General features: G+C 34.2%; 13 protein-coding genes. 4 read left to right on the forward strand and 9 right to left on the reverse strand.

Annotated features, from left to right (window positions below):
* Window positions 1-4: 4 nt before the first annotated feature.
* From ord to hcp, 4 genes are all read right to left on the reverse strand, one after another.
* Complete coding sequence (ord, locus tag AD60_RS03455) at window positions 5-1,021, reverse strand: 2,4-diaminopentanoate dehydrogenase (protein ID WP_103876773.1); 1,017 nt, start codon at window positions 1,019-1,021, stop codon at window positions 5-7.
* A 192-nt stretch (window positions 1,022-1,213) separates the two neighbouring features.
* Window positions 1,214-2,548, reverse strand: a complete 1,335-nt coding sequence (locus tag AD60_RS03460; protein WP_103927329.1) for a TldD/PmbA family protein — start codon at window positions 2,546-2,548, stop codon at window positions 1,214-1,216.
* Window positions 2,548-3,960 carry a TldD/PmbA family protein gene (locus AD60_RS03465; protein WP_158248361.1) on the reverse strand — a complete coding sequence of 471 codons (1,413 nt, stop codon included), beginning with the start codon at window positions 3,958-3,960 and terminating at the stop codon, window positions 2,548-2,550. Before AD60_RS03465 ends, AD60_RS03460 begins: the two co-directional genes overlap by 1 nt.
* A gap of 152 nt (window positions 3,961-4,112) precedes the next feature.
* Window positions 4,113-5,744 carry a hydroxylamine reductase gene (gene hcp / locus AD60_RS03470; RefSeq protein ID WP_199177835.1) on the reverse strand — a complete coding sequence of 544 codons (1,632 nt, stop codon included), beginning with the start codon at window positions 5,742-5,744 and terminating at the stop codon, window positions 4,113-4,115.
* Between the two features lie 167 nt (window positions 5,745-5,911).
* Here hcp and AD60_RS03475 point away from each other — a divergent pair, with 167 nt between their 5' ends.
* Both AD60_RS03475 and fsa read left to right on the forward strand, forming a co-directional pair.
* Window positions 5,912-6,574 (forward strand): Crp/Fnr family transcriptional regulator, encoded by a 663-nt coding sequence (locus AD60_RS03475; RefSeq protein WP_103927331.1) that lies wholly within the window; start codon window positions 5,912-5,914, stop codon window positions 6,572-6,574.
* A 50-nt stretch (window positions 6,575-6,624) separates the two neighbouring features.
* Window positions 6,625-7,290: a fructose-6-phosphate aldolase gene (fsa, locus tag AD60_RS03480; RefSeq protein WP_103927332.1), complete on the forward strand. Its 666-nt coding sequence runs from the start codon at window positions 6,625-6,627 to the stop codon at window positions 7,288-7,290.
* A 1-nt stretch (window position 7,291) separates the two neighbouring features.
* Here fsa and AD60_RS03485 read toward each other — a convergent pair whose 3' ends face one another.
* From AD60_RS03485 to AD60_RS03505, 5 genes are all read right to left on the reverse strand, one after another.
* A complete protein-coding gene (locus tag AD60_RS03485) occupies window positions 7,292-7,909 on the reverse strand; it encodes a phosphatase PAP2 family protein (protein ID WP_103927333.1) in 618 nt (205 codons plus the stop codon).
* A 21-nt stretch (window positions 7,910-7,930) separates the two neighbouring features.
* A complete protein-coding gene (locus tag AD60_RS03490) occupies window positions 7,931-9,100 on the reverse strand; it encodes a DUF401 family protein (protein WP_103927334.1) in 1,170 nt (389 codons plus the stop codon).
* Between the two features lie 127 nt (window positions 9,101-9,227).
* Window positions 9,228-10,850 (reverse strand): chaperonin GroEL, encoded by a 1,623-nt coding sequence (gene groL, locus AD60_RS03495; protein ID WP_103927335.1) that lies wholly within the window; start codon window positions 10,848-10,850, stop codon window positions 9,228-9,230.
* A 23-nt stretch (window positions 10,851-10,873) separates the two neighbouring features.
* Window positions 10,874-11,143 carry a co-chaperone GroES gene (gene groES, locus AD60_RS03500; RefSeq protein WP_103066917.1) on the reverse strand — a complete coding sequence of 90 codons (270 nt, stop codon included), beginning with the start codon at window positions 11,141-11,143 and terminating at the stop codon, window positions 10,874-10,876.
* A 263-nt stretch (window positions 11,144-11,406) separates the two neighbouring features.
* Entirely contained in the window at window positions 11,407-13,413 is a 2,007-nt protein-coding gene (locus AD60_RS03505; RefSeq protein WP_103927336.1) for an HD domain-containing phosphohydrolase, read from the reverse strand.
* Window positions 13,414-13,572: 159 nt separating this feature from the next.
* On the opposite strand from AD60_RS03505, the gene AD60_RS03510 reads away from it, so the two are divergent.
* Window positions 13,573-14,508, forward strand: a complete 936-nt coding sequence (locus AD60_RS03510; RefSeq protein ID WP_103927337.1) for an aldo/keto reductase — start codon at window positions 13,573-13,575, stop codon at window positions 14,506-14,508.
* Between the two features lie 10 nt (window positions 14,509-14,518).
* A partial coding sequence (locus AD60_RS03515) for a carbohydrate kinase (RefSeq protein WP_103927338.1) occupies window positions 14,519-15,430 on the forward strand: 912 nt, incomplete at its 3' end.

Below are 15,430 nucleotides of genomic sequence, written 5' to 3' on the forward strand. Positions count from 1 at the left end.
TCCTTCAACGAACCTCTGAAAGTAAAGCCCTTGGTATTGGCAAATCTACCATAGTTAACAAACCAGGTCGAGCTTCAACTACGGATGGAATCATATTTGTAGCTATGGCAATGGTACCTTTGCCCCCTGGTATTTCAGGATTTATAGCCATTGAGATATCAGGATCCCCATGAATTACTACATAATCTCCTGTCTGAACCTTTTCTAATTCAGGAAGTATTTGCTGAGGATGTTCAAGTTCTATCAAAAGCTCATTTTTATAATAAGCCTTTGCGGTATGATTACACCCTGCTACCATTCCTGGTTGAACCTTAACATACTTTGTTTCCCTCAAGACATTTGAAATTATAGGTTCTCTTTTTTGCTCGATGCGATCAATTTCCCATCCTAAAGCCTTGGCTATCATATGTATTGACTGTTCAAATCCTATATGACCAACTATCTTTCCGCTTTTTATTCCTTGTTCAAATTCTTCAGGTGTTGTTCCAACACCTTGTGTTTCCATTACCGTTGGTCCAAAAGGCGAAAGATCATTAATTCTGGCAGCCTTAATTCTCTGCACATTCAAACATATTCCTGTCAACGTTATAATTAGTGTATCCAGGACAAACCCTGGATTTACTCCAGTCCCTAAAACGGATACATTATGATTCTTGGCAACCTTGTCAATTTCATTTGCAGCTTGTGGATCCTTTGAAAAAGGAAAAGCCATTTCTTCAGCAATGGTAATTACGTTTTTGTTTTCTTTCAATATAGAAATGATTTGATCCTTCACCACCGATATAAAAGAGTTGGTAGCGATTACAACAAGATCTGGGTCCGTTTGTTTTACCATTGTTATAGCATCAGAGTAAACCTTTATTCCAATTTTTCCTAACCCCAACAACTCTCCAACATCTTTCTGGATATATTCCTTCCTGAGATCGTGGACACCAACCAATTTTAGATTTTTCTTACTTAATATATTTTTTGCTATACCACTACCCATTGCTCCAAAACCCCAAATGCCTACTTTGTACAATTTATAAACCTCCTTAGAATGAATTTTCAGATATGTATGAAATTTTTTTCATCATTAATTATATCTTACAACATTAAGGTTTCTTTATCAAACTAGATAATTTCCAATTAAAACGAAAAAAAGGCGTTTAAACGCTTTTAAAAGCGATTAAACGCCTTATACTCCTTTTTACTCTTCATTTATCTTTATCTACTATCTACCGCCCACGCTTAAATCCCTTATCAACATAGTAGAACCAGCCACCGGACCCAGATACTTGAAATCAGAACCTATATACTCTAAATTATTCAACAACTCTTCCAACGTTCCAGCTAAGGTCATCCCTCTAAAACTTCTTACAAACTCTCCGTTTTCAATTAATCTTCCACTTATTTGAACAGAGAATCTTCCGGAAACAGGATCGGTGGTATGCATACCCATTATGTTGGTAACATATAGAGCCTTTGGAACATTCAAAATATCTTTTCTTGTCTTGTTTGCGATAAAATGAAGGTTTATCGTTCCAATGGAAGGATTGGGAGATTCTACCGATGCGAAGCTGTTACCGGTTGGTTTTGAACCCAACTTTTTTGCAGAATATATGTTATGTAAGAATCCTTTTAGGACCCCATTTTCTATAACGTTGAACCTTGAGGTGTTAGTTCCTTCGTTGTCAAAGGACGCTATGATTGGTGCAGAACCATTCATAGGATCATGTAACAAGGTAACTGATAAATTGGCTACTTTTTCACCTAATTTGTCTTTCAAAAAAGATTTGCCTTTGTAAACATTTTCCCCCGATAAAGGAGTTATCAATGTCTCTAAGAACATACTGGAAGCAAAAGGACTCATGACAATATCATATCTACCTGAACTTAAAACCTCTGATTTTAAACCTGACACCGCCATTTCTACAGAATCTTTTACAATGCGATCTATGTCTATAAGCCTGTAGCTTTGAGATATTTGATAGTCAAAACCAAATGACGAATCTTCTCCTTCAATTGCGGCTAAACTAATAGAACTCGCAGCATTAGTAAACAAAGCGTTTTTGTATAGACCATTTGTATTTCCAAAATGTATTCTGGTTAAAGCAACTTCGTACTCAGCACCACGAACAAATTTTATCCTTTCATCTTCACTTTTTGCTTTTTTTTCTAGTTCTTGAGCTAAATTCATAACCTCATGTAAATCCATATCTTTTGTGTCCGTATCGAAAGACCAATCTATGTAAGTGAACTCTTCATCTTTTGAGATATCGTTAGCATCATCTTTTTCTGTATATTTAATCATTTCAATTGCTTTTTCAACCGCTTGCATTATTCCTTCTTCTGTAAAAATATTAGACGACGCAGTAGCTGTTCTTCCATCAGGAGAAATAACTTTTATACCTACTGCCCCTTTTTCTCCCTCGGTTAACTGTTCTAACTTTCCATTACTAAAAGAAGCGTTCTTACTTTCAGTGGAAAACACATTTATCTGTCCTTTAAAACCTTTATTTTTTATTTCTTTCATGGATTTTTCTATAACAGATTTTACATTAGTCATTATTCGTTACCCCCTTTTACTATTCCTCCAACTATTAACTTCGGTATTCTTATAGTAGGTTGGGCATCAGAAACCGGGGCCCCTTGACCATCTTTACCACAGGTTCCAACACCATATCCTAAATCATTACCAACCATATCTATGCTTTCTAAGACTTTTAATCCGTTGCCAACTAAGCTGGCACCACGGATCGATTGTTTTATTTCACCATTTTCTATAATATAACCTTCATCAACACCGAATTGAAAATCACCACTTATAACATCAACCTGTCCTCCACCCATCTTTTTTACAAATATACCGTATTTAACAGATTTAATTATATCTTGTGGATTATCTTGTCCCGGTAAGATCATCGTGTTTCGCATCCTAACGATGGGTAGAACCATATAAGATTCCCTTCTCCCGTTACCCGTTGGTCCAACACCAAATTTTTTGGCTGTTATTTTTGAGTGCATGTACCCTTTTAACACACCTTTTTCAATTAAAACGGTCTTGTAAGTAGGAGTTCCTTCATCATCGTAATTAAGTGTTCCTCTTTTGTTTTTATCTGTTCCATCGTCTACGACGGTAATCTTTTCCGAAGCTATTTTCTTTCCAACTTTTTCTCTGTATACAGAACCAGAAAGTACCAAGTCTGCTTCCATACCATGTCCACATGCTTCGTGTATCATAGTTCCTCCAGCTTCCGAGGATAAAACAACCGTGAATTCTCCCGCAGGAGCATCCACTCCTTCTATTTGTGAAACTACTTGCCTGACGGCATCTTTCGTTACTTTTTCGATCATCTCATCCTTAAAAAATTCAAATCCCATGTTTGCCCCATCAGAAGAATAACCTCTAAACAAATTCCCTTTTTCGTCTTGTGCAAATATTATAGCGGCATAACGTGGATAATTTCTGATATCCTCAACTATTTTCCCTTCTGAATTCACTATTTTTACCTTTCGACTACTATCTGCATAGGAAACGGTGATCTGTTTGATGCGTTTATCAGCATTTTTTAGTAATTCTACACCTTTAAGAACCTTTTCTACTTTTTGTTCTACTGATACATTGTCAAAAGGTACTTCAAATGGAGCAAAATCCCTCTTTTCTGCCTGTTTCAATTCTTCAACCTTTACGATATTATTAGAACCAAACCTTTCACTTGCGTTCTTTCTCAAAGTCTCTGCAAGATTCATAAAATTCTCGTACGTGGGATCGTTAGTATGGGCAAAAATCGTTTCTTCAGCTGATACAACTCTTATACTTGCACCTTTTCTACTTGAAAAATTGATTTTTTCGATTTTACCGTTATCGTAAACAATCGAGGTACCGTAAAAATCTTCATAGAAGATTTCTGAATACTCTCCCCCTGATGAAAGAGAATGGTTTAAAATCTCTAAATATTGATCATTACTTAAATTCACTTCTATCCCTCCTATAAAAAGTTAGCAATCCTTCCTTTCATATTATACCATATTTATTCTTCTTGGAACTTTTATTTGTATCCGTAATTGTACACACTAAAAAAAAAGAAAGGCGCCAAAGATTGGTCGCCTTTTATGCGAAAAAAAATTATTTATATAGTTTTTATATCAAAAGCTTTTGCAACCGTCTCCAAAACGTTTGGTGATAGAAAGGCAGGTAGTGTTGGACCTAATCTTATTCCCTTTACTCCCATATACAACAATGATAATAAAACGGTTACAGCTTTCTGTTCGTACCAAGCTATGTTGTATTCTATGGGTAGTTCGTTTATGTCCTTTAAATCAAATGCTTCTTTCAATTTTAAAGCCGTTAAAACTAAAGAATAAGAATCATTACATTGCCCTGCATCTATAACCCTTGGTATCCCATCAATATCCCCTAAATTAAGCATATTGTACCTGTACTTTGCACAACCTGCGGTTAAAATAACAGTGCTTTTTGGGAGATCTTTGGCGAAATTAGTGTAATATTCACGATCTTTGTTCCTCCCGTCACAACCACCCATGACGTAAAATTTGGTTATTTTACCAGATTTTACTGCCTCGACAATTTTATCGGCAACTTGAGCTGTCTGTTCATGAGCAAATCCAATGGTTATATTTTTTCCATCTCTTTTTTTGATGGGGCCTATTTCGAGTGCCTTTTGTATTACGGGAGTAAAATCTTTTTGACCATTCTTTTTTCTATTTGGTATATGTTGAACATCCGGCCATCCCACAAGTCCGGTTGTAAAAATTCTGTCTTTGTAGGAATTCCTTGGCTTTTGAATACAATTCGTTGTCATTACTACAGCTCCACCAAAATCTTCAAACTCTTGTTGTTGTTTCCACCAAGAACCTCCAAAATTACCAGCTAAATGTTCGTATTTTTTTAATTCGGGATAGGCGTTTGCTGGTAGCATTTCTCCGTGTGTATATACTTTGATTCCTTTACCTTTGGTTTGTTCTAAAATTTCATAAAGATCTAAAAGATCATGACCACTAACGAGAATAGCAGGTGTTTCATATGTTCCTGTGTAAACTTGACTTATTTCAGGATTTCCAAAGGTTGAAGTATTTGCCTCATCTAGTAAAGCCATGGCTTTTACTCCATATTCGCCAACTTTCAGTACTAAATTTATTAATTCATCAACGGTGATATCTTCACGTAGGGTTTCCGCCAAAGCCTTTTCGATGAATGCAAGTATATCATCGTTGGAGTATTTTAAGATATAGGCATGATCGGTGTAGGCAGCCACTCCCTTTAAACCAATTACAAGAAAGTTCTTAAGCGATCTTATATCTTCGTCTGATTCCGATAAAACACCTACTTCAACAGCTTTATTTAAGTATTCGTCTTCATTGTTATCCTTTGGATTCCACAATGCAGCATCAGGTACTTTTTCCTGAAATTTTTGGTTGTATTTTCTTTCATAAACTTCTTTGAATTTGTTTTCTATAATTCTTCTTTTATCTAGTGCTTCATCAATATATTCAACCATCCTTTCTTCATCAAAGTTAACATTCGTTATCGTTACGAATAAGCCTTCTGCCACAAAAAAGTCAACACTTTCATCTTCTACGTTCAATTCCCTTGCTTTATTAGCCCAATAGGAAATCCCTTTTAATATGTAAATCAATAGATCTTGCAAGTTTGAAGTTTCCGGACTTTTTCCACATACACCTTGAGCCACACAACCCTCATTTCTTAAAGTTTCCTGACATTGATAACAAAACATCTCCATTCTTTTTTTCCTCCTATCTGAAATTTTATTTTTTTTACCACTGAAACTTTCCTTTATTTAAAGAATTTTGAATTCCCTTTCATTTTAAGTATAATTAAATCGGAGTGATTTTGTCAGTAACAAATGTTACGTACTTTGTTTTTTTAAAATTTTGAGGTGAGGGAATCGTGGATAACTATATAGATAAGATAGGCAAATTAAGAATCTTTAAGAATTTTTCAGAAGCTGAATTGCTGAAAATCTTTGGTAGTGTTCGCTATTCAATTAAAAAATTTTCAAAAGGATCCCTTATCCATACTTCTGGGGAAAAAGTGGAAAAATTAATGATCTTAATCGATGGAGAAGTTATCACAGAAATGATTGATTTTAATGGGAAAATTTTAGAAGTAGAAAGGATGAAATCTCCAGATGTTTTAGCCTCAGCTTTATTATTTTCAAAAAATAATATCTTACCTGTCGATGTTTTAGCTGTCAAAGATGTTGCTATGCTATATATTGAAAAAGGAGATTTAATAAGATTATTTCAAAGCAACAATGCTCTTTTACTTTCTTTTCTTGAAGATATAGGCGAAAAGTTCCAGTTCGTAACTGCAAAATTACGGGTAAATTCTTTTCATACAATAAGAGAAAAGATCACAATGTATCTTTTAAATCTTTACAATCAGCAAAATAAATCCAGCGAATTATATATACCTCTAACTTTAGAAGAGTTAGCCAATTTATTCGGTGTAACAAGGCCTTCTTTATCGAGGGCATTTTCACAGATGCAAAAAGAGGGTTTGTTCGTTAAGAGCAGGAATAAAATAATCTTAAAGAAATTGAAGAATTGATTATGCTATAATTGTTATGACAAAAATCAGAGTAGGGAGGGAATTTAGAAATGGAGATTTTTTTAGACACCGCAAATATAGAGGAAATTAGAAAAGGTGTAACTTGGGGAATAGTTGATGGCGTGACAACGAATCCAACGTTAGTTTCAAAAGAGAATGCGGTATTTGAAGAAAGAATCAAAGAAATTTGTGAAACCGTAAAAGGCCCGGTAAGTGCCGAAGTGGTATCCACAGATTACGAAGGAATGGTAAAAGAAGCCAGAGAAATAGCAAATTTAAGTGAGTTTGTGGTAGTTAAAATACCTTTGATTCCCGATGGAATAAAAGCGATAAAAACTTTATCCAAGGAAGGTATAAAGACCAACGCGACTTTAGTCTTTAGCCCTTTACAAGCACTTCTTGCAGCCAAAGCTGGAGCTACATACGTGAGCCCTTTCATCGGTAGAATGGATGACATAGGAAACACCGGAATGGATATTGTACAAGAAATTGAAGTTATCTTCAGCAATTACGGATATGAAACAAAAATTATAGTGGCTAGCGTAAGACACCCTCAGCATGTTTTAGAAGCAGGGTTAATTGGAGCAGACGTTGTTACTATGCCCTTTGAAGTACTTGAGAAAATGTTCAAACATCCCATGACGGATATAGGTCTTGAAAGATTTTTGAATGATTGGAAGAAGTATCAAGATTATCTAAAAAACAAAAATATTTAATTTAAAAATAATAGACGTAAGAGGCGGTATAATACCCCAGGAAAGAACCAGTTACAACGTCTGAGAGCCAATGCACATCTTCATAGATGCGAGAAAACGATATACTTGTTGGTATAATATATATCCACCAGCCATACTCTTTCGCATATGGAGTATATACCGACCAGGCTATTGTTGAATGTCCGGAAGGGAAAGAAGTATAAGTTGCCCCTTGAGTAATAGAAGCAAAGGGATTGAATGAAAGTGAACCTTCTTCAGCATAAGGTCTTTCTCTGCCAGCGACAATTTTTGTTAGCAAGGCTATTCCACCGCTAATAGCGGAAGATATAATAGCATCTTCAGATACCTTTTTTAACCTGTAATCGTCTGTAAGATAACCAACTGTGTATCCCACCACAGGTGTTGCAAAAAGAAAGTAATAATCATATGTAGTTAAAAAATTAGAAATTATATCTAAGGAAGAATTCGTATTATGCTTAACAAGGTTTCTGCTTAAATCATCTAAATTGAGAGTAAACTTAGTCGTGGGGGTACTCTGTTTAGTTACGGAATCTTCGGCGGTAATTATGCTTGAAAAAACAAGAATAAGTACTAAGAAAAGTATAAAACGTTTTTTCATGTAAATTCCTCCGCCTTTTGATCAAAAGATAAAAAATAGTACTACTACAATATATCCCATTATAGCACAAAAAACGGGAATGGTTATTTTTTTTATAACACTAAACATATCAACTTCAAAATATCTTGATGTAAGTAAAAGACATAGATGCACTGGTGATAGAAGAACCCCTAATACCGAGAAAAAATATGTAGTTATCGCAACTGGTACCAAAGAAATAAATCCCGCTTCAACGAACGACAACGCTATCGGCATGGTAACCGCAAAACCTGCCTGAGTTATTCCAGTTATCAATCCTATAATAATCGGAGAGATCATTATTATCCACCAGGGACTTACTCCCCACATAGTTAGATTTTCTACAAAATCGTTGGATAAATTTGACACAGTTACAAAATTTTTGTACCAAAAAACAAACAATAACAACAACACAGTTTCCCATCTAATATTTAGTAGATCTTTGTAGTTTTTTTGATAAAACGTATATATTAAAGATATCGCTAAAACAACAAGCCAACCAGGTAAAGAAGCAATTACGCCGATGATTATAATCAGTATGGGAAGAATAGATTCAAAAAGTTCTTTCCATAATTTTTTGTCTTTTTTTATATTTATTTTCCCTTTTTTGAAGTAGAGCCAACCTCCGATAATTGCAAATAAACCTATTGGAAGTTGTATTAACAATAATTTTGTTAAACTTATTCCCGTGAGAGCGCTTTCTAAAATCAATGCTGGATACAGTATCCAAAAAAATTCCATACTGTGCCTGAACCAATAGTTCATCGCCGTAGCTTCAACCCTATTAATGTTACTTTCATCGGCTATATCTTTAACCATCGGTGCTGTGAACATCGCCCCTCCCGGCATGGGTAGTAACCCCAGTAACATAGGTATCAACCCGACAGCTTGTTTCGAATTAAATAATGCTCTTATGTTTTTGGCAAACTTTTGTGAGTTTCCACTTGCTTTCATTGTATCTGATAGAAGATATATTCCAAAAATAACAGCTATCACTTCGTAAAAATCACTTTGAGTGAGAGTCTGTAGAAAACTACTACCAATATAATTTAAATTCAATGAGACTAGAGCGGTTACTATTGTTGCAATAAGAATAGCCCAATGGACTTTTTTTATGACCTTTATAGATATCACCATACTAATCAAACCAGATAATATGGAAACTACAGCCAAAGCTTTCACCTCGTTCTTTGTTAGGAAAACATACTATTTTATTATACCATAAAAAAACGTGCCATATTCAATGGCACGCCTGTTTCATTGAACCCCTTTCAGGGCGTATTTTTATTACTTTCTAAATTTAGTACATATCTGGCGTTGATGGCATTTCTGGACCTTTTTCTTCTTTTGGTTCTTCTGCTACTAAAACTTCTGTTGTTAGAAGCATGGAAGCAATCGATGCAGCATTTTGAAGAGCACTTCTTGTAACTTTAGTTGGATCGATTATTCCAGCCTCGAACATGTTTATGTATTTTTCTTTTAGAACATCAAATCCATATTTTGGATCGTCTTTTTCAACTATTTTTTCAATAATTATAGCAGGTTCTAAACCAGCATTTCTTATTATCTGTTTTACAGGAGCGTCCAAAGATTTTGCTACTAATTGTGCACCTATTTTTTCATCTCCTGACAATGTGTTTGCAAATTCCTCAACGGCTTTCTTTGCTCTGAGTAATGTTACTCCTCCACCAGCTACTATTCCTTCTTCTACAGCTGCTCTTGTAGCAGATAAAGCATCTTCTATTCTATGTTTCTTTTCTTTCAACTCAGTCTCTGTAGCTGCTCCAGCTTTAATTACAGCAACACCACCAGATAATTTTGCCAATCTCTCCTGTAATGTCTCTTTTTCGTAATCGGAAGTTGTGTTTTCAATTTGAGCTTTTATTTGTGCGATTCTCTCTTTTATTGCTGTAGGTTCACCTTTTCCTCCAACAATGATGGTATCTTCTTTTGCTACTCTTACTAAATCGGCTTGTCCAAGATCGTTAATGGAAATATCTTCTAGGGTAAGACCAACCTCTTCTGATATTACCGTACCTCCAGTTAAAATTGCAATGTCTCGCAACATTTCTTTTCTTCTGTCTCCAAAACCAGGAGCTTTAACAGCTACAGAATTCAAGGTTCCTCTTAGCTTATTGAGAACCAAAGTAGAAAGAGCTTCGCCCTCTACATCTTCAGCAATTATTACTAAAGGTTTTCCGGCTTGAGCGACTTTTTCTAAAATTGGAACTATTGATTTTACAGCGGAGATTTTTTTATCTGTAATTAAGATATAAGGTTCTTTCATTTCTGCTTCCATTTTTTCTGTGTTTGTGACGAAATATGGAGAGATGTATCCTCTATCAAATTGCATTCCTTCAGTGAATTCGACATATGTTTCGAGCGTTTTAGAGTCTTCAACGGTTATAACTCCATCCTCTCCCACTTTGTCCATAGCTTCTGCTATAATATTTCCAATCTCTTCGTTGTTAGCAGATATAGAAGCTACATGTGCAATGTCTTCTTTGCTCGATAACTTTCTGCTAGCATTTCTTATCTGTTCTACAGCTTTGTCTGTAGCCTTAGCGATACCGTTTCTCATTAATATTGGATTAGCGCCGGCTGCAACATTTTTCAATCCTTCTTGAATCATAGACTGTGCTAAAACTGTAGCGGTAGTTGTTCCGTCTCCAGCAATATCATTTGTTTTGGAAGCCACCTCTTTGACTAACTCTGCTCCAAGTGCTTCAAATTTATCTTTCAATTCAATTTCTTTAGCAATAGAAACACCATCATTTGTGATAGTTGGAGATCCCCAACTCTTTTCTAAAACCACGTTTCTTCCTTTAGGTCCTAAAGTTATTTTAACAGCATCTGCAACTGTATTAACGCCTCTTTCTAAAGCTCTTCTTGCATCTTCATTAAATTTTAACATTTTTGCCATCTTATCTCAACACCTCCCGTTTTTTAGTCTTCTACTTTTGCGAGTACGTCTTCCACATCGATAATGATGTAATCCTCATCATCTATTTTTATCTCTGTACCTGCGTACTTAGAAAAGATCACCTTGTCTCCTGCTTTTAAATCATAATCTTCTTCGAGTTTACCTACTTCTTTAACTTCTGCTTTTTGAGGTTTTTCTTTTGCTGAATCTGGTAGTACTATACCACCTTCAGTTTTTCTTTCTTCGGTAATGGGTTTAATGAGTAGCCTGTTTCCTAATGGTTTCACCGTCATGTAATGATACCCCCTTTTTTATTTTAATTATTTTATTTCATTTTTTTATTTTTGTCTTTTAGCAATCAAATATTAAGAGTGCTAATTTCCATATGTATCATAACACATCTTTGTAAAAGTATCAAGAGTCAAAAAAGACGATTATGGATGATTAAAGACGATTATCGACAATTATTTTCGATTAGAAGGCTAAATCTCGTTTTTTCTCGTTTTTTCTCCAAAATGCTTGTTCTTTCTGCCTTTTTAACTTTTATGTAATTATTTTAGTACATATCTTTAAACTTTTCTGCAATCTTGACAAACACTTTTAATACTTTAGGGTCAAAATGTTCTGGAGAAGTCCTGTCGTCTCCTTCTAATAATATTTTCATACTTTCTTCGTGTGAAAAAGATTTTTTATATGGCCTTTCGCTTCTAAGTGCATCGTATACATCTGCAACTGCAACTATCCTAGCTTCAATCGGAATTTCTTCTCCTTTTAAACCACAAGGATATCCGCTTCCATCGTATCTTTCGTGATGATAAAGTGCGATGTTTTTTGCAACTTTAAAAATTTCTGCATTTCCAATTATATCTGCCCCATATTCGGTATGTTTTTTCATCACTTCCCATTCAGAATCGTTTAAAGAACCTTTCTTTCTTAAAATCTCAATGGGTATAAGTATCTTTCCAATATCATGATAGTATGCATATGTTTTTATCTCTTGAGCAAAACTTTCTTCTAAACCTAAATTCCTAGCTATTTCATAACTTATTTCACATATTCTGGTCATATGTTCAGAAGTTTCCATATCAAAACGTTCTGCCACATCACTAAGTTTTTTTAAAGAGTAGTTGTAGGCCTCAATAGCCTCTCTTTCCTCAAATTTTAAATCAATAAAAATTTCAATCAATCTTCCGAATATTTCCATTACTTCTTTTGAAATATTGGAAAACTCCCTATTTTCTTTTGAATTTACCGAGATGTTACCTATAAATCTTTCTTTGCTGTATAAGTCCATAAGTAAGCTACTTCCCAAATCAGTTGCACCAGATTTGGTTAATATATTGGTATTTTCCATTGAAAGATCTTCATTATATGAATCCAAATTATGAACTTCTTGAACGTGTTTTCCTACCTTTATGACTTTTTCTAATGGTATGGTGATATTGTATATTTCTTTGTTGAATCCATATGCGGCGTAAATTTTCCATTGGTGATCGGTGATAAGTCCTATGCTTCCTGCTTTGGCTTCTGGTATCAATTTAACTAAACCTTCTATAGCATTATTCAAAATCGTCTTTGTGTCTTCACTTTCAATGAAAGAATAAAATATTTGATACATCTTTACCAGTTTTTCACTCAATTCTTTATTTTTATGGCTAAGATCACTAATTTCTTTATAAGAGTTTCTTAATTTGATATTTGATTTGTTTATGATGTTAACCATTTCCCTACTTCTAGAGTAAAAGATAACCAAAGTAACAATAGAACTAATCAAAATTATTATCAAGATAATAAGCAATCTATTGATGTTTTTTTGACGTTCAACACTCAACGATGTACTTATTCCAACCCATAAATTTTTAATTAGATCAAAACCATCGCTTTTTAGAAAATTATTGAGGGTACTTTCAAATATCTGCAAGGCTTCTTCTTTTTCACTGTCCTTTTTGGAGGCAAAGGTTAGAGGTGTCGATTCAAATACTTTCACATATCGGATGTTAGGTTTTAAATTGTTTGCTATGATATAGTGTGAAACTATTCTTTCATCTTCTATAGCAGCAGAAGATAATTTTTCGTTCAGCAGATCTGATATGACGTTTTCATTTGTTTGGTACACTCTAATATCTTTAAATCCTTCGTTTTTTAGAACATCTATTAAAAAACTCCCATTTAAAACCCCAACCGGATATTTTTTTAGTTCTTCGTATGTTTGATTGTTATCGTACTTGGTCAGTATGAATGAGTCAACAAAAATAACGGTTTTATAAAATTTCAAATTCATTTTTCTTTCTGAAGTTGGTGCTATTAGTCCTATTAAGTCGTAATTTTCGTCATTTAAAAAGGTATCGTATGCATCTGTCCAATTTTTTACCGTTATTTCAAAGGTCAAATCTGAGTTTTTTTCTATTTCGTTCAGAATATCAATCACAAAGCCTTCTAATTTACCATTATCTATGTACACATCTGGGTAATATTCGCCTAAAATGATATTAAGTTTTTCCGAAAAAGCAAAAATTGTGATAGTAGTAAAAATTATAGTTATAATAACACTTTTAGGTTTCAAAATAGGTGAACTCCTTTAATTTTTTTGTTTATACATAATTTTATCATATTTGTGAATCTATTTGAAAAAACTAAGGAATTTTTCGATATGGTATAATAATAACAAGGGTTATAGGAAGTATTTGAAGTTAAGAATCAAATTATAAAAGGAGTGGTTTTTGTGATATTCAAAAAGTTTGGAAAGACAGATATGAACGTATCTGTTGTAGGATACGGAGCTTGGGAATTAGGTGGAAATTGGGGTCCAATTGAGAAGGAAAATGGCGTTAAAATATTGAACTTAGCTTACGACAATGGAGTTAACTTTTTTGATACAGCCCCTGTCTACGGTTTTGGTCAATCCGAAGAAATAGTTGGAGAATTTTTGAAAGGGAAAAAGAGAGAAGATGTTTACATAGCTACTAAATGTGGTTTAGAATGGGACCAAAGGGGAAGAATTAGGAATAATTTAAAAAAAGAAAGGGTATTGAAAGAAATAGATGATTCTCTTAAAAGGCTAAAATGTGAGTATGTAGACTTATATCAAATTCATTGGCCCGATCCCAATACTCCGTTAGAAGAAACTGCAGAGGCGTTACAACAGATTTTAGATAGCAAAAAAGCTAGATACATTGGTGTGTCTAACTTTAGTGCACAACAAATTGAAACGTTGATAAAGTATGTTGATATTGTATCCACTCAAAATTATTACAACTTATTGGTTAGAGACGTTGAAAAAGATTTGTTTCCAGTCGTTGATAAGTATGATTTAACAGTCATTCCATACAGTCCTCTTGCCAAAGGATTGTTGACCGGAAAGATTTCCAAGGATTATGAACCTCCGAAGAACGATCCTAGAGCTATGGATGAAATATTTAAGAATAGAGAGCTTTTTGTTAAAAGTGTAGAAAAGGTCGAGAAATTAAAGATTTTATCCAATAGAATTGGAAGACCTTTGTCTCAAATGGCTATTAATTGGTTGTTGCATCATAAACAAGTATCGACAGTTATCGCTGGTTCAAAAGATGAGATGCATGTTTTGGAAAATATTGAAGCAGGAAGTTGGGAACTTAGCGAAGAAATTTATTTAAAGATTGAGAAAATAGTTGGTGAATAGGAGGTAATGTATGGCTATTCTCTGTGCGGGTGAAATTCTCTTTGATTTTATATCAAAATCTCTAAACAAAGGTCTTGGAGAAAGTGAGCTTTTTGAGAAGCGACCTGGAGGATCTCCTTTTAATGTAGCTGTGGGGGTTGCAAAATTAGGTGCCGATGTTTCTTTTTTAACGAAGATATCTCAAGATGAATTTGGTAAATTTCTATTTGATTACTTAAAACAAAATGGAGTGAACACAGATTGTGCTTTTACGGTTGAAGGGTTGAAAACCAGTCTGGCCTTTGCGGCGGTTGATGCCCAAGGAAAGGCTGAGTATGAGTTTTATAGAGATAATGCTGCAGATACTAAATTAGAATTAAAAGATATAGAGAATTTAGATTATGAAAAATTTAATGTCTTTCATTTTGGTTCTATAGCCCTTATAGATGAACCTACATCAAGTACCTTGACTAGATTGTTCGACAATTTTGTTTCTGGTGATTTGGTAACTTCTTTTGATCCAAACATTAGATTGTCTCTTATAAAGAATAGAGAAAATTACAACAGTCTTGTAAAAAGTATAATTAAAAAGGTTGATATCTTAAAAATGAGTGATGATGACTTGTATTATTTAACTGAGAAAAAGAATGTTGAAGAAGCTATAATGACCCTTTCTGTCAAAGAAGGTGCTATTTTGTTCGTGACTTTAGGAAGTCAAGGTTCTTTAGTTTATAAAGATGGTATTATTGAAAGAGTTCCAGGTTATAAAGTAAAGGTTGTTGAAACTGTGGGTTGTGGAGATTCTTTTATGGCAGGGATTTTGTATAAATTAAAGGATTTTTCTAAAGATGAGCTTTCCAACATTACTGTAGAAGAACTTGCTGAATATGCAGATTTTGCAAATAAATGTGCAGCTATTGTTGCTACGAAACAAGGAGCCGCG

This window comes from Petrotoga sp. SL27, from assembly GCF_002924605.1.
GTDB classification, from domain to species: Bacteria; Thermotogota; Thermotogae; order Petrotogales; family Petrotogaceae; genus Petrotoga; species Petrotoga sibirica.